This window comes from Achromobacter sp. RT286_PF, from assembly GCF_059760425.1.
In genome coordinates this window covers 1-17228 of sequence record NZ_JCBAMR010000013.1, presented here as the reverse complement: position 1 = coordinate 17228, position 17228 = coordinate 1, and the positions used below count along the sequence as shown (strand labels likewise).

The 17228-nt window shown below is 61.4% G+C and carries 15 protein-coding genes; 12 read left to right on the top strand and 3 right to left on the bottom strand.

Translation table 11 applies throughout. From position 1 onward, the window contains the following. The first annotated feature begins 3 nt into the window (after nucleotides 1-3). Together AC6LJY_RS12670 and AC6LJY_RS12665 are read left to right on the top strand one after the other, a co-directional pair. Nucleotides 4-2451, top strand: coding sequence for a CaiB/BaiF CoA-transferase family protein (locus AC6LJY_RS12670; protein ID WP_498136068.1), 2448 nt, complete (start codon nucleotides 4-6; stop codon nucleotides 2449-2451). A gap of 54 nt (nucleotides 2452-2505) precedes the next feature. Continuing rightward, on the top strand, nucleotides 2506-3513 hold the full coding sequence (locus tag AC6LJY_RS12665; RefSeq protein WP_498136067.1) for a Bug family tripartite tricarboxylate transporter substrate binding protein: 1008 nt from the start codon (nucleotides 2506-2508) through the stop codon (nucleotides 3511-3513). Between the two features lie 262 nt (nucleotides 3514-3775). On the opposite strand, the gene AC6LJY_RS12660 is transcribed toward AC6LJY_RS12665, so the two are convergent. Beyond that, nucleotides 3776-5473: a hypothetical protein gene (locus tag AC6LJY_RS12660; RefSeq protein ID WP_498136066.1), complete on the bottom strand. Its 1698-nt coding sequence runs from the start codon at nucleotides 5471-5473 to the stop codon at nucleotides 3776-3778. 457 nt (nucleotides 5474-5930) lie between these two features. Here AC6LJY_RS12660 and AC6LJY_RS12655 point away from each other — a divergent pair, with 457 nt between their 5' ends. Continuing rightward, a complete protein-coding gene (locus AC6LJY_RS12655; protein WP_498136065.1) occupies nucleotides 5931-8204 on the top strand; it encodes a DUF2254 family protein in 2274 nt (757 codons plus the stop codon). Between the two features lie 139 nt (nucleotides 8205-8343). On the opposite strand, the gene pdxR is transcribed toward AC6LJY_RS12655, so the two are convergent. After that, entirely contained in the window at nucleotides 8344-9762 is a 1419-nt protein-coding gene (gene pdxR / locus AC6LJY_RS12650) for a MocR-like pyridoxine biosynthesis transcription factor PdxR (protein WP_498136064.1), read from the bottom strand. Nucleotides 9763-9918: 156 nt separating this feature from the next. Between pdxR and AC6LJY_RS12645 the strand changes: the two genes are divergently transcribed. The 5 genes from AC6LJY_RS12645 to AC6LJY_RS12625 all read left to right on the top strand — a co-directional run bounded on the left by AC6LJY_RS12645 (nucleotide 9919) and on the right by AC6LJY_RS12625 (nucleotide 13886). Further along, nucleotides 9919-10365 carry a carboxymuconolactone decarboxylase family protein gene (locus tag AC6LJY_RS12645; protein ID WP_498136063.1) on the top strand — a complete coding sequence of 149 codons (447 nt, stop codon included), beginning with the start codon at nucleotides 9919-9921 and terminating at the stop codon, nucleotides 10363-10365. A 553-nt stretch (nucleotides 10366-10918) separates the two neighbouring features. Further along, entirely contained in the window at nucleotides 10919-11899 is a 981-nt protein-coding gene (locus tag AC6LJY_RS12640; protein ID WP_498136062.1) for a Bug family tripartite tricarboxylate transporter substrate binding protein, read from the top strand. A gap of 114 nt (nucleotides 11900-12013) precedes the next feature. After that, complete coding sequence (locus tag AC6LJY_RS12635) at nucleotides 12014-12796, top strand: aldolase (RefSeq protein WP_314361743.1); 783 nt, start codon at nucleotides 12014-12016, stop codon at nucleotides 12794-12796. 141 nt (nucleotides 12797-12937) lie between these two features. Then, nucleotides 12938-13492 carry a helix-turn-helix domain-containing protein gene (locus tag AC6LJY_RS12630; protein WP_314361742.1) on the top strand — a complete coding sequence of 185 codons (555 nt, stop codon included), beginning with the start codon at nucleotides 12938-12940 and terminating at the stop codon, nucleotides 13490-13492. 28 nt (nucleotides 13493-13520) lie between these two features. Beyond that, entirely contained in the window at nucleotides 13521-13886 is a 366-nt protein-coding gene (locus AC6LJY_RS12625; RefSeq protein WP_498136061.1) for a cupin domain-containing protein, read from the top strand. Nucleotides 13887-13918: 32 nt separating this feature from the next. Here AC6LJY_RS12625 and AC6LJY_RS12620 read toward each other — a convergent pair whose 3' ends face one another. Beyond that, nucleotides 13919-14338, bottom strand: coding sequence for a hypothetical protein (locus AC6LJY_RS12620; RefSeq protein WP_498136060.1), 420 nt, complete (start codon nucleotides 14336-14338; stop codon nucleotides 13919-13921). A 229-nt stretch (nucleotides 14339-14567) separates the two neighbouring features. Here AC6LJY_RS12620 and AC6LJY_RS12615 point away from each other — a divergent pair, with 229 nt between their 5' ends. The 4 genes from AC6LJY_RS12615 to AC6LJY_RS12600 all read left to right on the top strand — a co-directional run. Continuing rightward, nucleotides 14568-15251 (top strand): secretin and TonB N-terminal domain-containing protein, encoded by a 684-nt coding sequence (locus AC6LJY_RS12615; RefSeq protein WP_046804840.1) that lies wholly within the window; start codon nucleotides 14568-14570, stop codon nucleotides 15249-15251. After that, nucleotides 15241-15828, top strand: coding sequence for an RNA polymerase sigma factor (locus AC6LJY_RS12610; RefSeq protein WP_498136059.1), 588 nt, complete (start codon nucleotides 15241-15243; stop codon nucleotides 15826-15828). The genes AC6LJY_RS12615 and AC6LJY_RS12610 overlap by 11 nt, the downstream gene beginning before the upstream one ends. A gap of 2 nt (nucleotides 15829-15830) precedes the next feature. Further along, entirely contained in the window at nucleotides 15831-16787 is a 957-nt protein-coding gene (locus tag AC6LJY_RS12605) for a FecR family protein (RefSeq protein ID WP_255593345.1), read from the top strand. Nucleotides 16788-16899: 112 nt separating this feature from the next. Further along, on the top strand, nucleotides 16900-17228 hold a 329-nt coding region (locus tag AC6LJY_RS12600; protein WP_498136058.1), incomplete at its 3' end, for a hypothetical protein.

Genomic DNA, 17228 nt, shown 5'->3' with positions numbered 1-17228 from the left:
ACGATGCAAACATCTGAAAGCCGGCTCGCCTTCGCCGGGGTGCGCGTGCTGGAAATCGGCTGCGGCGCGGCAGTGGCTTATGCCGGGAAGCTCTTTGCGGATTTTGGCGCCGAGGTCATCAAGCTGGAGGACGCCGACGGCGACACGCTGCGCCGCCTGCCGCCCCTGTTGAACGAGGCCAACGACGAGCCCGCAAGCGCCTTGCATGCCTGGCTCAATACCAACAAGCGCAGCGTGGCACGACAAGGAAAGACAGGCGCGGACGCCGCGTGGCTGTCACGGATCGCGCGGACATGCGATGTGATTCTTGACGCCCGCGCCCTGGACGAAGGCTTGGAGGTCCTGACGCGCCCCGCCTACGCCGGCGATGGGAATGACGGCCAGGGCAATGTGCCGATCGAAGTCTGTCTGACCTGGTTCGGTGAGTCCGGACCCTACCGTGGCTTCGCGGGGACCGAGGCCGTGTGCCGCGCCCTGGCCGGCGCGGTGTATTGCAGCGGTGCACAGCAGGGGCCTCCCCATCTGCCGCACGACATTCAGACCGCCATTGCCGCCGGTGTCGCCGCATTCTCAAGCGCGACCGCCGCGTTGCTGGGGCGATCCGACGGCAGCCGGCGTTATCTGCTGAGCATCCATGAGGTTGCGTTTTCGCTGGTCGAGATGGAAGCCGGCATGGTGCAGGATGGTCGGCATCCCTTGGCCAGGCTGGGTGTCAACCGGTTCTGCACGACGCATCCTGCCGGCATCTACGAGACCAAGAAGGGCTGGATTGGGCTGTTCGCCCATACCGGCCCGCAGTGGGCTGCGCTGTGCGCGGCCATCGGCCACCCGGACCGGGCAGCGGATCCGCGGTTTGCAAGCGGGCCGACCCGTATGGTCCATGCCGACGAAATCGATGCGTTCCTGATTCCCAGTCTGCGCGCCAGGACAGCCCAGGAATGGTTCGACGTGCTGCGCAAGGAAAAATTTCCCGCTGTCATCGTGCCGACCATGGCAGAACTGCTTGAACAAAGCGTGCATCGCGAACGCGGCGCTTTTGTTCCCGTCACGGTGGGGGCGGCCAAATTCGAGGGGCCTGTCGTTCCGCTGCCCATGGGCGATGCGGGCCCATTGCCGGGCGGCAAGGCAGCGCGTTTGGACGCTGACGGCCCCCGCTACCGCGACGTGCAGAGCCTGACGCCGGCCGCCGACTTGACCCCGGCTGCGCCGGGCGCGCTGCCCTTACGAAACATCCGCGTGGTCGATCTGACGATGGGGTGGGCCGGGCCATTGGCGGCAAGGACGCTGGCGGACTTTGGCGCGGAAGTCATCAAGGTTGAAAGCACGCGCTATCCGGACTGGTGGCGGGGCACGCATTACACCGATGAGTTCTATCAAGAAAAGCTGTACGAAAAGAACTCCAACTTTGCGCTGATGAACCGCAACAAGCTGGGCATCACGCTTGATCTGACCCGCGCGCAAGGGCGTGCGGTCCTGCTCGATCTGGTGGCCAAGGCCGATATCGTCATCGAGAACTACTCGACCGAGGTGCTGCCCAAACTTGGGCTGGACTACGCCGTGCTATCCCAGGCCAATCCGCGCTTGGTCATGGTGTCCATGCCGGCATTCGGGTCGGGCAATGAATGGAGCACGATCAGGGCCTATGGCGGCACGCTGGAGCAGGCCAGCGGCCTTCCCCATCACACCGGTTTCGCGCAGGACCCTCCGGCGCTGACCTCCTACGCCTATGGTGATCCCGTGGGTGGCTTTAACGGGGGGGCTGCGGCGTTGTTGGCGCTGTTCGTGCAGCAGCGCTCGGGCAAGGGCCGCCACGTCAACCTGTCTCAGGTGGAATGCATGCTGCCCATGACAGCGCCGTTCGTCATTGAACAGTCGGTGCACGGCAACACCACGCCCCGCATCGGCAATGCGCATCCTCTTCATGCCCCGCAGGGAATTTACCCGTGCGCGGGCGATGACGCCTGGGTGGTGGTGAGCATCACGAGCGATGCGCAATGGCAGGCATTGCTGGCGGTCATGCAGGCAACTGATCTTGCCCGGGACCCTGCTCTGGAGAAGGCGGCCGGCCGACGGACCCGACACGAAGAGATAGACCGCAGGATCAACGCATGGACCCGCGCGCGCTCCGCGCAAAGCGCAATGGCGGAACTGCAACAGGCGGGCATCAGCGCAGGAGAAGTCAAACCGGTCTGGACGCTGCTCGATGACCCGCATCTGAAGGCCCGTGAGTTTTTCAAGGCGACTTCCCGGCCTTATATCGGCGAGTTTCTGGCGACCACGCCCTGGTTCAGGGAGCCGGACGCTACGGTCGCGGCGGTGCGTCCGGCGCCTACGCTCGGGCAGCACAATGGCGATGTGTTTTCGCGCGTGCTGGGCATGAGCGTGGATCAGCAACAGTCGCTGGAGCGCGACGGAATCATCGGAAACACCGCAACCAGAAAGGCGGCCTGACAAGCCCCGCAAGCACGACGCAATGCACAAGACCTAACTTCGTGGAGACAAAAAATGGCTACATCCGATTCCCGCCGTCAGTTCCTCATCACTTCCGCGCACCTTGCCGTGGCTTCGGCATTGGGCTTGGGGACTACCGCCGCGTTCGCGCAGGACAAAGCATGGCCCACCAAAGCCATCAAGATCATCGTGCCGTTTCCGGCCGGTTCAATCACGGACACGATGGCTCGCCTGCTGTCGGACTCTTTGTCCAAGACGCTCAAGCAGCCCGTCATCGTGGAAAACAAGGGCGGCGCCAATGGATCGATCGGGGCGGCCGAGGTGGCCCGTTCGGCGCCGGATGGCTACACGCTGCTGGCCACCAACAGCAGCAGCATCACCGTCAACCCCTTGATCTACAAGAACTCCCCGTACAAGACCAAGGATTTCGCGCCCATCGCCCTGGTGCTGGACGCGCCGTTCATTCTGAACGTCAACCCCGAATGGGCCAAGAAGCACGCCATCGCGTCGGTCAAGGACCTGGTTGAGTACGCCAAAAAGAATCCGGGCGAGCTCACGTATGGGTCGGGAGGTCAAGGCAACCTGGCCCATCTGGCGTTTGCGCAACTGAGCAACGACACGCAGTTCAAGGCAACCCATGTCCCTTACAAGTCGGCCTCGCAAGCAAGCATGGCGGTCATGGCGGGCGAGGTGAACACGTCTTTCGATACGCTGGCCAGCGCACCGCAAGTGGCAGCCGGCAAGTTGAAAGCCCTGGCGGTCACGCAGAAGCAACGGATTTCCCAAATGCCGGATATCCCCACGATGGCCGAGGCAGGCTATCCAAACATCGACGTCACTTTCTGGCTGGGCCTGTTCGCCCCGGCAGGCACCCCTGCCCAGATCGTCGACTCCTTGTACGAGCAGTCCAAGCTTGCGATGGAACAGCCCGCTGCGAAGACTTCACTCAGTGCGCAGGGTAGCGTCGTCATGAGCAATCCGAAGGAATTGTCCACGCGCATCGGGCGTGAGGTCGATCAGCTGTCTCATGTGGTGAAGCGGGAGAATATTGTCATCGATTAAGGCGAGCCCGGCGCGCGGCGGACGCCAGCCAGGCGTCTTGCCGCCGATTTGGCGGGCAAGGATTGGCGCGGTGGAGCTGCACGTTGCTCTGGTTTCGTGCAGAGGCGACGCTGTCCGCTACCGACCCAAAGCAGACCACCACGTTGTTTACGTCGACTCCTCAGTAACCGTATTCTGGGCTGCAATTTCTCAACGTTTTGCCATTGGATCGCGGTGGAGCGCTACCGTACGAAAACCCATCCTCGCATGAAAGAGCCTACGTCTATCTAGATACCCCTCGGCCCGACTGTTTTACGATGCGTGTGAATTTTCGGTTAGACACGAATCTGATAATTGATCGAGAGAGTCCTACGAGTGATGCAACTATGACAAAAGAAAATAGGAGACAAACCACTTTGAACAAGCTCTCGTCTTCGAGATGCCAACCTTGTGCAGTAGCAATGGGCTGGACCAGCTCGGGAGATAGGGTCGCAGATGCAAGAACGCCAAAAGTTAGCGTGATCCAGCGTGTGTCATGGTCACCGGCAATTTTCTCGCTGAGCTCGAGTGCCTTCCTTGCGACGTCTACCTTCTGCTGAACAATCAAGCGCGACCCTGACGTTCTCGCGCTACTCCTAACGCTGTGGAAAAAATTCTGGGTTTCACCGTACCGGTGCCCGTTAAAAAATGCTTCATCTAAACCCATCAACCTTAGTTCAAGACGCGCGACGTCGGCCGAGGTAGTGCATCTGTCCAACTCATCAGACACGGCTGAGTAGAAAACTTGTAAAAATTGGGCAGCCTCTGTGAGGACAAGCGTATCCGCGATTATGTTATCAAGGACCACTGAATCTTCAGCCCGGATTGCCGCGGACACCTTGCCAGCACATAGGACAAATGACACCCCCTCGCTAAAATAATGATTGAAGTCGTCGAACGGGCGTAGATCAGGCAACTCAGGTTGTTCCATACCGACCACCGCGCTCGGATGGGATCTCATCATTACGCTGTTGATCAGCAGCCTGTGTTTCGCCGCATTCCTTGCCGCACTCTGCAACTGCCCGTCGTGTGACGAAACAATCAATACCGGCTTTCCAAACCATCCGCTCAAGTTTCTTGACTTCCACTGTTTTGCTAGTCGTTGCGGCCGCTGAGGAACCTTTCCAATGTCCAATGAGCGCTCAATCATCGAAATTAGATTTCTCGCTATATCGGAAAGGCTGAGACGATCCGTTAGTGCCAGCTCGACTAGCTCGAGCTTGTCATCGCCGAACTCGAACGATTCCTGGATTAACTGGGCATTCCGCATCAATCCCTTGAACGCGGAATATTGGCGCCACCTAGCAGCCAGCGGCATGGATGCAAACTGTTGTTCAAGTGCCGCTCGATAGAATGGTACGTTCACCTGAAATGATTTAGTCCCACGCGTCGCGGCATTGACTTCATTACTCACAATTTCGGCGACTAACCGTTCTTCGAACCTGTGTAGTAGTTCAAAAAGAACGCTCACGGTTCCGTCCTCGTAGAGCCGGATCATCGGAGTGCAAAGAGAGTACGCGTCATCACCATCTAAGCGGATTGCTACAGGGCTTACCTGGATTCTCACGCTATCAGCGGGAAAAGAGGATGCGCCATTCGAAAACTTGCTATCAGAATTCAGAAGGTGAAGCGCGTTCCACACACCCATTTTTGCTGCGTCGGTTGGATCGCGCGCCAAGAATTTCTCAAGGCCGCCAATCGAGCTTCCTCGTCCATCTAATGATTGGTCTATCAGCAGCTTGTCGCAGGCGACCGAACGCTCCGACCGGTAATAAAGCGCACCTCGACTGCAGAGCGCGAAGTCGAATACATCGGACGCGACCAGTATGCGGCATGCACGTTCTAGGTCAACGCTTTCGGAAATCTTCGAAGAGTAGAGGAAACAAATGGTGCCGCTGTATCTATGCTCGCGCGCTCTGCGACGTTTCAAAAAATTCTGCATACTAATTTTTGAGCTCGATAGTTTAGTAATGCTTAATTATCCCGCTTCGCTAGAAAATTATGTGGAATGTATCGTTATTTATAAAGTATCAGAAGAAAAATATCGCAGTTGAGGAGGCTGTAACTGCTCATAGCCGGCAAGCGACCGCTCGCCGGCCGAGAGTCATCAAGCCTCGGTTTTATCCAGCCATCTCAAGAGAATCATCGACCTTGATGCCCAGATAGCGAACTGTGCGTCGCTCGCAAAGGCGCGCACTGTTTACCGGCCCGTCTCTCAACTTTAAGGATTCCGAGGGGGCGTTCGGTACCGCCACTTGGAGATCCCAGTTCTGGCTGCGTCCTGATCCAACGGGGCGATTTCCGTCCCAACGCGCTCGCTGGAAATGTACACTCATGCCGGATTGGCATCAACGAGCCAGAGGCTCTTCTTTTCGGGCATCTACTAGGGAGCCTATGGGATGGTCAAGTTAAGGCTACAGGCACTGCTTAATAAAGCACACGCAACAGTGACATTGCGGTTGTATCGGGCAATTATCCGGCTCAATTACTGGCGGCTACAGCATGGGCTGAAAATCGCGGCGACTGTCTTGCTGATCTCTATGCTTTCAACCGTGCTGGCAATGCCGTTCCTGCAGAGGGAGTTCGGTAACTATTTCAGCAACGGCGACAGCCTGGCTTCGCTCAGGACACTTCTTGGCGGCACAGGCGCAGCAATGATCGGAGCTGCCGCTATCGCGTTCTCAATCGTTGTGTTCGCCATGCAGATTAATGTCGATCGCATGCCGCATGGTTTATTCAGACGGCTAAGCTCTGACCTCAGGTTACTGGGTTCGTTTCTTGCATCATTTCTCATTGCACTAGTTGTCGGCTCGACATCGCTCATTCCGGACGGAAGCTGGGCGATTCCCGCAATAGTTGCGGCAATTTGGGGAGTCGCAGTGATCGTACTGCTGTTTCTTTTCGCGTACAGACGCGCACTCCAACTCATCAATCCGATCGAACAGCTTTCTATTATGTCGAAGGAGGTTCAACAGGATGTGCGTAGATGGAGCCGATTGGCAGATAATGCTGAAATCCTTTTGCATAAAGAGACGCCACCCGGGGAGGGAGACGACGGCATAGAGTTCCACTTCAACGCTCCCAAGGCCTATTTCTTTCAAGTCAACGACCATTGGACCAAAGCCGCAGGGCAAGCGATTCACTACGCCATTTCTTACGCAAAGCGCTTCGCTGAACAAGGCGACTATGAGGTCACTGAGTATGCGTTCGAACGCGTTTCGCAGATCAACGCCACCTATTGCGCTGCGAAGCACGGTACCTTCGTCGGAAGCAACCCTCTCTTCGAGATGCCGGGCACAACCGACGGATTTATTAATATTTCGCTAGAGCAACTTCGGCAGACAATGCAGACCGCATTGGCGAAGGGTGATGAGCGACTGGGGGAAAGCACTCTGCGTGCTATTGGTGGGCTTTATGGCGTGTATCTGAAGATCGAGTATCCGGGGCGTGATCGAAGCAAGTACCACGCACTACTTGCTGCCGGTTATATGGGCTCGGCCGTCGAGTCTGTCATTCCGCACAACATGCCCGACCTCATGATGGAGGGAATTCGGCTGTTGGGCCGCGCTTCGAAACTCGCGCTAGATCATACAAACCCGAGCGAGATTGTGAGCACAGTACAGAAGATCGCTTCCCTTTCCAACGTTGGAATATTCCGGACAGACCATCAGGCGGTCACGCTTACTGCATTTGAGCAGCTTGCCGATGTTACCTACGACCTCATTACAAAAGGAAAGCACGATATCCACTTTCCAGTCCGTCAGTTGCGTTCGGCCGTGACCGAAGCTGCGAAGGGGTTCCTGGAAACGCCGGAAACGCGGCTCGAACCCATACACCGCAATACGCTAGGCCCATACTTTTCGAGCACCAGCGATTCTTCGCTCAGAGGAAGGCTTACGTCATTTGTTAACCAGTTGGTGGAAGCGCCCGTGGTCCACATGCGTGTAGGTGAGATCATTGGCAACTTTGAAACTTGGGCGGACCAGATATATGGTTCGCAGAAGGAGCTCTTCCTTCTCGCCCTCCAGAAGCGATCCTCGTTTTCCTACGATCTCATCACGTGGGCCGTCGGGATCTCCGAGCTGCTTAATGCCCTCTCGAATGCGCCTGCGTGCCCTCAATATCAAAAGGACAAACTGCGGGGTCATGCGGTCTGGCTCATTTCGACTCTATCTTGGCTTCCCGACGATAAAGACTCGGTTATCTTTGTCGCAAAATACTCCCTCACAGACCACCTCTTCGAAGCGGCTTTGGACGGATATCGACGGGAATGCCTGGAGTTTTATGAAGCTTCAACACAACTCTTAATGGACTGGGCGTGTAAGGGCGGAAGGTACGAGACCGGCTGGGGAATTCTGGAAACGGCCACCAAAGGACTGGTCGCATTGGCGATCGGTGAAGGTACCCAAGCTGCAACGAATGTTCTGAAGACGAAGTTCCGCGCAATGCTGAACAGCGAGGGAGCACCTGCACAGAAGCTCCGGATCCGCGCCGCGACTAGAATGTCCAGAAGCGTCGACGACCTCCGGAGCTCCAACGTCCTCCATTCTCGAATCGATTACATGCTTGCGCAGTTCGATCAAGCTGCAGTGCGCACGTTGATGCACGAACTGGCTGACATGCTTGCAACGGAGTCGGTCCAATCTAAGCCTGATAGCGTCGGTCCTGAATAGCTCACCAATTGAGCACGTGTCGGAACGGCCGCTCCTGGCCGTCGGCGGAACTTCGCCGCCGACCGCGGACGTCAGTTTCCGCGAGAACCGGACGCTCCGACGCCGCGTGCATGATCCACGGGGATATGCGGTCCAGGATTCAATGAGATGCAACGATTCTTGCAAGCGTCACGCATGCGGTTTCTATGTTGTCGGGGTGCAGGTTCGTCACGCTGAGTAGCAAGCCACGTTGCGCGTACCCGCGGCTAAGGTGCCAAGCGGAGAGCGCCGAGGGCGCGAGGCCATGTGCGCGGGCGATACGCACCACGGTGATGTCGTCGGCAATCTGTGGCAGCGGTGCGATCACGCCCAGGCCAGCCGCCAGCGTGCCCGGCAGAAGCCTGTTTACATGCGTTAGCGCGAGGTTGCGGCGCTCGGCATAGAGAGCCTTCATCTGCCGCAGGTGCCGCAGGAAGTGCCCATTGGATAGAAACTCCATAACAGCCAACTGGGTGATCCGGTTCGGAGCCGGGGCCAACACGGCGGCAACCTCGACCAGACGTTCCGCCAGCGAACGTGGGGCGACGACGAAACCGAGGCCGAGCGCCGGACTGAGCGTTTTGCTGAACGACCCGATGTGGATCACACGCTCGGCGCCTGCGCCTGAAGCAAGGGCCGGTGCAGCCCTACCGTCGAGCTGAAGTTCCCCAAGATAGTCATCTTCGATGATCCAGGCGCCACTTGACGACGCCCAGTCGAGCAAGGCGTGTCTTCGTGCGCGCGATAGGGTCACGCCTAGCGGTGCGTGCTGGCCTGGGGTGACCAGTGCCAGCAGGGCGTCTGGGGCCCGGGCGATGCCATCGTCCACGCGCAGCCCCTCGGCGTCAACGGCCACGGGTTCGAGGGTGGCGCCGATCAGCTCGAGCCCGCGCCTTCCCAGCGGATAACCTGGCTCTTCGATCCACGCCTTGCGCCCCTGAGCGCGTAGCGCCGTGAGGGCAAGCAGCAGGCCCTGCCGGTATCCACCGGTGACGATAATTTGATCGGGATGGCATTGCATTTGCCGGCTGATGGCAAGGTGGCTCGCGATCTGGGCCCGCAGCACGGGTTCGCCTCGCGGGTCAGCGTAGGCCGTGTCATTGCTCGCGTCGTCGCGTAGGGCACGCGCTCGCATGCGGGCCCACAGCTTGGCTGGAAAAGCGTCATGAGCGGGTACGCCCATTTGGAACGGCCGTGGGGCGCTCGAAAATGGACGGGTGAAAGCCGCCAAAGGTCCGTCGATTGGCAAGTCGTCGACCGCTTCGATGGTAGGCGGCCGAGCGCATACGCGCGTTCCTGCGGGTCCGGCACCGAATACCAGGTTCTCGGCGATTAGCCGATCGTATGCCACGCGGATGGTGCCGCGCGCGACACCAAGCTGCGCGGCGAGGTCCCGACCGGAAGGCAAACGCTGTCCTGGCGCAAGCCGGCCGCCGAGGATCGCCTGTCGCAGGCTCGCATGGATCTGGTCGCCGATTGGCGCGACGGCGGCTCGGTCCACTTGAATCGACAGCGCATCGAACGTACTTAAGTCAGTCATCTTGGGTCAGTCGTTTCGGCAGTTTTTGGGCCTGTTTCTCCAACACCCGGTGGATTAACGTCTGCTTATGACATGGATCGCGGCCGAAGTCGATAGGCGGCCTTCGGGGCGCGCCGGCCGCGATCCGACAATCATCAACAACAGCAAAGGACTGTGATGACCCGTTTGAACTGGCAAGAAATCGCACCTGAAGGCGCAAAGGCACTTTTCGGTATCCACCACTATGTCACGAGGAGGACGAACCTTCCGGAGGAACTCGTGCACCTCGTGTTCCTCCGCGTTTCGCAAATCAATGGCTGCGCACACTGCATCGATATGCACAGTCGCGATCTAAGAAAAACCATGTCGATCGACAAGATCAATTTGGTACCGGTATGGGACGAGGTGCACCATTTGTTTTCTGAGCAGGAGCGCGCCGCGCTGGCCTGGGCTGAGGAGGTGACCCGTGTCAGCGAGACGCACGCGTCTGATGAGGCGTATGCCGCCGCCTCGGCACAATTCGCGCCCAAGGATCTCGTTGACCTCACGATCACGATCGCCGCAATGAACGCGTTCAATCGGTTGGGAGCGCCATTTCGAGTTCCTGTCGCTGCCCAGTCGTGATCTGGTTTCCACACGCAGATTGGAATTGCTGCTTCACGGGCTCGATGATTGTAGAACCCTAGGCGTCGATGATGCAATTCAGTCTGAGCTGCGCGAAGGGCAGCTTTGGTGAACCGCCTGGGAACGTCTGCTGCTGGCCGAAACCGGCCACTGACCGCAGGATCCTCCGGGCCTTCCACACAAGACAGCTTTCTTCTCTTATCGCTCCCAACCTAGAGCGGAGTGCCTCGAGACGTCCGTCACCCTTGCCTAATGCCCTTAGGGAAAGCCCCGAATCTGCGGGCTTAGCCTGTCGCGCCAATTTAATCGCGCTTATCGCGAAGTTCGCCTTTCTCCAACCCGCAGTCCGTTCATCTGCACAGAAGAAAAGATGTTGCCCACGCAATAGCAGACATTGCCCGCCAAAGCCAACAGGCGAACTTCATCAAAAAGCGCGAACTTTATTCGCCGCCCCTCATACACCCTCCATCCGAAATTCCCCTTGCGGAAAATCAATGTTCTGTAGGACACTTTGTGTCATTAGGGCAAATAAGGCCCATCCAAGGGGAATGACATGAAGGTGCTTGGCAAGTTCGCTGCGCTGGCGACGATGTGTGTGACGGCGGGAATGGCCGCCTGGGCGGGTGGGGCGCATGCGGCGTATCCCGATCGGCCGATCCGGCTGGTGGTGCCGTTTGGTGCGGGCGGGATCACGGATATCGTGGCGCGGCAGGTGGGCAAGGGGATGGGTGATGCCTTGGGGCAAAGCGTCGTCATTGAAAACCGGCCCGGGGCCGGCGGGGTGATTGCCGCGCAGTTGGCGGCCGGCGCGCCGGCGGACGGCTACACCGTCTTCATGGGCACCGTGGGCACGCAGATTGTGAATCCGCTGATCTACAGCAAGCTGAGTTACGACGCCGCCAAGTTCGTGCCGGTGGGCATGGTGTCCGGGTCGCCTTTCGTGCTGGCTACGCGCGCCGGGTTGCCGGCTGCGGACTTTGCCGCGTTTGTTGCCTATGCGCGTGCCAATCCCGGGCGGTTGAATTTCGGGTCGGCGGGCAATGCCAGTTCACCGCATCTGGGCCTGGAATTGTTGAAGCTGACGGCCGGCGTGGATATTGTGCATGTGCCGTTCAAGAGCGGCAGCGAAGCAGTCAACGCGGCCATCGGCGAACAGGTGGATGTGGTGATGGACGCCAGCCCGATCATCATGCCGCACGTGGCCTCGGGCAAGTTGCGCGCGTTGGCGGTGGCGGCGGACAAGCGGCTGGCGTCGGCGAGCGCCGTGCCCGCCAGCGCGGAAGTGGGCGATGCGGCCTTGCAGATCAGTTCGTGGAACGCGTTGCTGGCGCCCGCGGGCACGCCGCCCGAGGTGGTGGCCGCCTTGAACGCCGCGTTGCAAAAGACGCTGGCGTCGGCGGAATTGAAGGATCGATTGGCGGCGCAGGGCACGCAGTTGTACACGGGGTCGGCAGAGGAATATCGGCGCTTTATCGCGGCCGAGAATGCCAAGTGGACCGACATCGTCAAGCGCGCCAACATCAAGATGGATTGACCGGCGGGCGGTCGCGACGTGGCCGCCCTTTATGCTATGGACACCCCGGCAAGCGCGCCCATGTGCGCGGCCGGGATTTACGCCGTTGATGAAGGACGGCACGACGGAGACATGATGACCGATACGATGCACCTGGGAAAAGACGAACTGATCGCGCGTGCGCAAGCCGAGATGCAGCGCCAGTTCGACACGCCGCAGTGGAGCTTGCGCGAACGGCTGGCGCTGACGTGCCGCATCTTGTTCGATGGCGGCCACGATTCCGGGCTGGCGGGGCAGATCACCGCGCGTACGCCCGAAGCGGGCCGCTATTACACGCAGCGGCTGGGCCTGGGCTTTGATGAAATCACGGCCAGCAATCTGTTGGTGGTGGATGAAGATTTGCGCGTGCAAGAGGGCGGCGGCATGCCCAACCCGGCCAACCGTTTTCATTCGTGGATCTATCGCGCGCGCCCCGATGTGAATTGCATTATCCACACGCACCCCTTGCACGTGGCGTCGCTGTCGATGCTGGAGGTGCCGCTGGAGGTGTCGCACATGGACAACTGCACGCTGTACGACGATGTGGCTTTTCTGAAGGATTGGCCGGGCGTGCCGGTGGGCAATGAAGAAGGCGAGATCATCTCGGCGGCGCTGGGCGACAAGCGGGCGATTCTGTTGTCGCACCACGGTATGTTGATTGCGGCCGGATCGGTGGAAGAGGCCTGCGTGCTGGCCTTGCAGTTCGAACGCGCGGCGCGCATGCAGTTGCTAGCGATGTCGGCGGGCAAGATCCAGCCTATTCCGCCCGCGTTGGGACGCGAAGCGCATGACTGGATCCTGACGCCCAAGCGGTCGCAGGTGGGGTTTTCGTATTACGCTCGGCGGGCGCTGCGCGCGCATCCGGACGTGTTGTCGTAGCCCGAGGCAGCGGGCGCCCGGATAGGAGACCGGACAGGCGAGCAGGATGCGGCGCGGATCGGGCAGCCAGGCCGGGCAGGGCGGCTCGACGGCGGCGCTGGTTTCGGGCATTCTTACCGGTCCGATTTTCCACCCCCCGCCATGATCGACCTGCCCCCCCGCCTTCGCACCCTGCGCCGCCAGCAAGCGCTTTCCCTGGAACAGCTGGCGCAGCGCACCGGGCTGACCAAAAGCTACCTGTCCAAGCTGGAACGCGGCCTGAGCGAACCGTCGATTTCGACGGTGCTGCGCCTGGCTGAAGCCTATGGCGTGGGCGTATCGCAACTGGTCGGCGGAGACGGCGCCGCGCAAGACGAAGTGGTCAGCGTGGTGCGCGTGGGCGACCGCGAGGCGCTGCAACGCGGCGGGCCGGGCGTGCAGTACCACTACGAATCACTGGCCGGGCGTCGCAAGGTCAAGGCGATGGAACCGTTTGTGGTGCATCCGCCGCGCGAATTTCCCGACGCGACGGCGGTGTTCCCGCATCCGGGCGAAGAATTCCTGCTGGTGCTCAAAGGCGCCGTCGAAGTGCAGGTGGGCGAACGCCAGTTCCGCCTGGAAACCGGTGATTCCGTCTACTTTGATTCCGAACTGCCGCACCGCATGCGCACGGTCAGCCGCGCCATGGCCGAGGTGTTGGTGGTGGCGGCGCACTGAACTCAAGACAACTTTGCATAGGTAAGCCATGAAGCACGACTCATCGCGGCTAGTCCGCATCGACGCCGGCCCGATGAAGAACCCGGTGCCCGGCAAGCCCCGCCGCCCGATCTCGGGCGATGCGGCCTTTCAGACCGTCACCGCCTTTGAAGGCAACGCCGGCAAGGCGGAAGCGGGCGTCTGGGAAAGCACCGCCGGGGTGTTCCAGGCAAACACGACGGGCTATATCGAATTTGGCACCATCCTGGAAGGCGCGGCCCGGCTGGTCGATCCGGACGGCACCGTGCACGAACTGACCGCGGGCGTAGCCTTCGTGATGCCCGAGGGGTATACGGGCCGCTGGGAAGTGGATCAGTTCGTCAAGAAAATCTATTTCATCTGCCGCACGGTGTAGCGCCGCGCGGGAGTGCGCCACAGTCACTTCCATTACGGCTGCGGCCGTTGCGGATAGGCTGACGTACCAAACGTGTTGCCCATGCGGTTGCCGATGGTGGCGGGCGTGGGCAGGCCCATCTGGTTGGGCGGGCGTTGCGTGATGGCCTCGGACGCCAGCCCCGGAGACGGCCGGTTAGCCGTGGTGTCCGGCGCCATCTTCTGGTTCAGGCAGTCGTAGGACAAGGCCCGGTAGCCGTTGACCTCGGTCTCGATGCACGCGCCGCTTGATCGGGTCGAAGCCGGTGGCAGGGCCGACTGCGCCGGCTTCTGCTCCTGCACGGTCCGCGCCTCCACGGTCTGCGCCATGGCCCCCGCGCCCACAAGCCCCAACGCGCCAACCACGCCCAGCGCGCCGCCGCCCATCACGACGATCTCCAGCCACAGGCCCCTGGCCCCCCGCACCTTGCGCATGCGCGCTCCCTTGAACGGTCCGGCCAGACGTGGCCGACGCAATCCAAAAAGTATAGAGACCGCCCGCACCCCGTAGGTGACCGTTGCGTGGCGGCGGCGCGCGCCGCGCGCGTCAAGTGTCACGAATGCGTCATTCAGCCGCTCTAGCATGGCGGCTTTTCCAGGCGCGGGCGCTGATGGCGTTCTCTGTTGCGGCCATGTCAGGCACTTTTCCCTTGCGGTCACGTTTATGAAGAGCGTCTTCAAGGGCCGTGGCGTGGCCTTGCGCGCGTGTCTGGCCTGGGGCCTGCTGGCGCTGTCGCCGACTGGCCATGCCGCGGCACCCCCCGCCAAGCCCATGCGCTTCGAGATTGCCGCGCAGCCCCTGGCGCAGGCGCTGGTGGAATACAGCCTGGCCAGCGGGTTGACCGTGTTGGTGGACAGCACCTTGACGGCCGGCAGGCAGGCGCCCGCGGTGGTGGGCGCCTACACGCCCAGCGAAGCGTTGCGCCGGCTGCTGGCCGGCTCGCCGCTATCGATTCGCTATGCCAGCGCGCGGTCTTTCACGCTGGTCGCCAAGGACGATGACACGGCGGCAGGCGCCGGCGCGGCGGGCAAGCGCCTGCGCGACACGCCTTACGCCGCCGTGGTGCAGACGGCGTTGAAACGCGCCCTGTGCGCGGCGGCGGCCACGCAGCCGGGCAACTACCGCGCGTTGGTGCAATTGTGGTTCGACAAGGCCTGGCGCGTCAGCCGGGTTGGGTGGGTGTCGTCAACGGGGCAAGCCGGCCTGGACGGACGCCTGGAAGCGGCGTTGCGCGGGGCGGTGATTGGTCCGCTGCCGGCAGGGATGCCGCAGCCGTTGACGGTGCTGCTGACGCCGCGCAGTGCGGCGCAATGCGATGCGGACAGGGGAGCCGGCAGTGCGGGATAACAAACCGGACGGCTCGTTGCGGGCGTTGTTTCTGGAACGCTACAACGACTTTCGCAGTCAGCTGCGTCGACGACTGGGTTCGGACGACCTGGCGCACGACGCCATGCAGGAAGCATTTTTGAAGGTGAACGATCTGCCCGCCAGTTCGTCCATCCAGCAACCGGCCGCCTATTTGTTTCGCGTGGCGCTGAACATCGCGGAAGACCAGCGTCGCCGCGACTCCCGCCTGCTGACGGGCGTCGAAATCAGTGAATTGATCCACCTGGCGGATGAGGCAGCGGACCCGGCCCGTATCGCGCAAGGCCGCAACCAGATCGATGCGTTTCAGCGTGCGCTGAAGAAATTGCCCGAACGGACGCAGCAGATGGTGCTGGCCGCGCGTGTGCAAGAGCTGCCGCATGCGGAAATTGCGCGGCGCTATGGCGTGTCAGAGCGCATCGTGTCCAAGGAACTGAAGCGCGCGCTGGAACATTGCGCGCAAGAACTCCTCGTGGCCGGGCAGGCGACGGGCAACGGAACGAGCCACCCGGGCGTCCCCCCCCGCGAAGCGTGCCGGGATGACACACCATGGCGTTGACGATGAGCATGCCCCGACGGAACAAGCAGGAAGACGCCGCCACCGTACAGGCGCGCGAGTGGCTATTGGCGCTGACCTCGGGCCGCGCCACCGAAGACGACGCGCAGGCGTTTCGCGATTGGTTGCGTGCAGACAGCCGACACCCCGCCGCGTTCGCCGCCCAGAAGCAGCTGTGGCAGGGCATGGGCCCCGCCATTCAGGGCGTGGTTGCCGACCGCGCGAGCCGCCGTGCGCAGCGGCCGGCATTGAACGGTCGCCGCGCGTTCCTGGGCGGCGCGCTGGCGGCGTCAGCGGCGTATCTGGCGTTCAAGCCCCCGCTGGGCTTGTGGCCCGGCGTGGACACGCTGGGCGCGGACTACCGCACGGCGGCGGGCGAACAGCGCCGCGTGGCGCTGGGCCAGTCGGTGGACGTGGACATGAATACGCTGACGCGTCTTAACGTGGGCAACGACGCAAACGGTGCGGTGATTGAGCTGGCCGAAGGCGAAGCCGAGATACGCGCCGGTGCGACGCCGGCCGTGGTGGTCGCCGGCAAAGGCCGTATCACCGCGCGCGAAGCCACGTTCAACCTGCGCTATATCGACGGGCAGGCGCGGCTGTGCTGCCTGTCCGGCGCGTTGCGGCTGGTGCATGCTGAAGGCGTGTTCGATGTGGCCGCCAACCGCGAACTGCGCTATGACGATGCGCGCGTGATGCCGCCGGTGGCGGTGGACACGGCGGTCGTCACCGCGTGGCGTCAGGGCTGGCTGGTGTTCAACCAGCAGCCGCTGGCGCAGGTGGTGGATGAACTGAACCGCTATCGCCGGGGCCGGCTGGTGCTGATGAACGATCAACTGGGCAAGCGTCTGGTGCAAGCGCGGTTTTCGTTGGCACAGGTGGCTGACGCCGAACGCCTGATCCGCGATGCGTATGGCGCGCGTGTGACACATCTGCCCGCCGGCGTGGTGTTGTTGTCATAAGCGCGTCGTAAAACGCCTGTCTGGATGAATTATTTGTGACAGCGTTCTGGTCTGCATTTTTCTATCCGTCTGTCTTGTTCTAAGTGAAGAACTCGCGCGATTGGAACAAGGGATGGCGATCATGCAGGCACGGATGTCGGACTCGGGTGGCAAGCGGAACATGGGGCGGGTGCCGGGGCGGCAGCGCCCGAACTGGCGTCCGACGCCACTGTCCCAGGCGGTCACCGCGCTGCTGATCGCAGGCAGCGCCAGCGGCGCGGCGCAGGCGCAGCAGCGCGCCTTCAGCCCCGGCTGGTTCTCGGACAAGAATGCCGTGCAGTCGACGGCGCAGCGCACCGGCCGCATGCCCGACGGCAGTATGGCGGGCATAGGCGCCGGCGCGCGCCAACAGGCCCAATCGCGCCAGCAGTTGCAGCGGTCGCTGGACAACCTGAACCGCTC

Bases quoted from the DNA above. Each gene is read 5' to 3' on its own strand.
- AC6LJY_RS12670 (WP_498136068.1), top strand. From the start codon at position 4: ATGCAAACATCTGAAAGCCGGCTCGCCTTCGCCGGGGTGCGCGTGCTG.
- AC6LJY_RS12665 (WP_498136067.1), top strand. From the start codon at position 2,506: ATGGCTACATCCGATTCCCGCCGTCAGTTCCTCATCACTTCCGCGCAC.
- AC6LJY_RS12660 (WP_498136066.1), bottom strand. From the start codon at position 5,473: ATGCAGAATTTTTTGAAACGTCGCAGAGCGCGCGAGCATAGATACAGC.
- AC6LJY_RS12655 (WP_498136065.1), top strand. From the start codon at position 5,931: ATGGTCAAGTTAAGGCTACAGGCACTGCTTAATAAAGCACACGCAACA.
- pdxR (WP_498136064.1), bottom strand. From the start codon at position 9,762: ATGACTGACTTAAGTACGTTCGATGCGCTGTCGATTCAAGTGGACCGA.
- AC6LJY_RS12645 (WP_498136063.1), top strand. From the start codon at position 9,919: ATGACCCGTTTGAACTGGCAAGAAATCGCACCTGAAGGCGCAAAGGCA.
- AC6LJY_RS12640 (WP_498136062.1), top strand. From the start codon at position 10,919: ATGAAGGTGCTTGGCAAGTTCGCTGCGCTGGCGACGATGTGTGTGACG.
- AC6LJY_RS12635 (WP_314361743.1), top strand. From the start codon at position 12,014: ATGACCGATACGATGCACCTGGGAAAAGACGAACTGATCGCGCGTGCG.
- AC6LJY_RS12630 (WP_314361742.1), top strand. From the start codon at position 12,938: ATGATCGACCTGCCCCCCCGCCTTCGCACCCTGCGCCGCCAGCAAGCG.
- AC6LJY_RS12625 (WP_498136061.1), top strand. From the start codon at position 13,521: ATGAAGCACGACTCATCGCGGCTAGTCCGCATCGACGCCGGCCCGATG.
- AC6LJY_RS12620 (WP_498136060.1), bottom strand. From the start codon at position 14,338: ATGCGCAAGGTGCGGGGGGCCAGGGGCCTGTGGCTGGAGATCGTCGTG.
- AC6LJY_RS12615 (WP_046804840.1), top strand. From the start codon at position 14,568: ATGAAGAGCGTCTTCAAGGGCCGTGGCGTGGCCTTGCGCGCGTGTCTG.
- AC6LJY_RS12605 (WP_255593345.1), top strand. From the start codon at position 15,831: ATGAGCATGCCCCGACGGAACAAGCAGGAAGACGCCGCCACCGTACAG.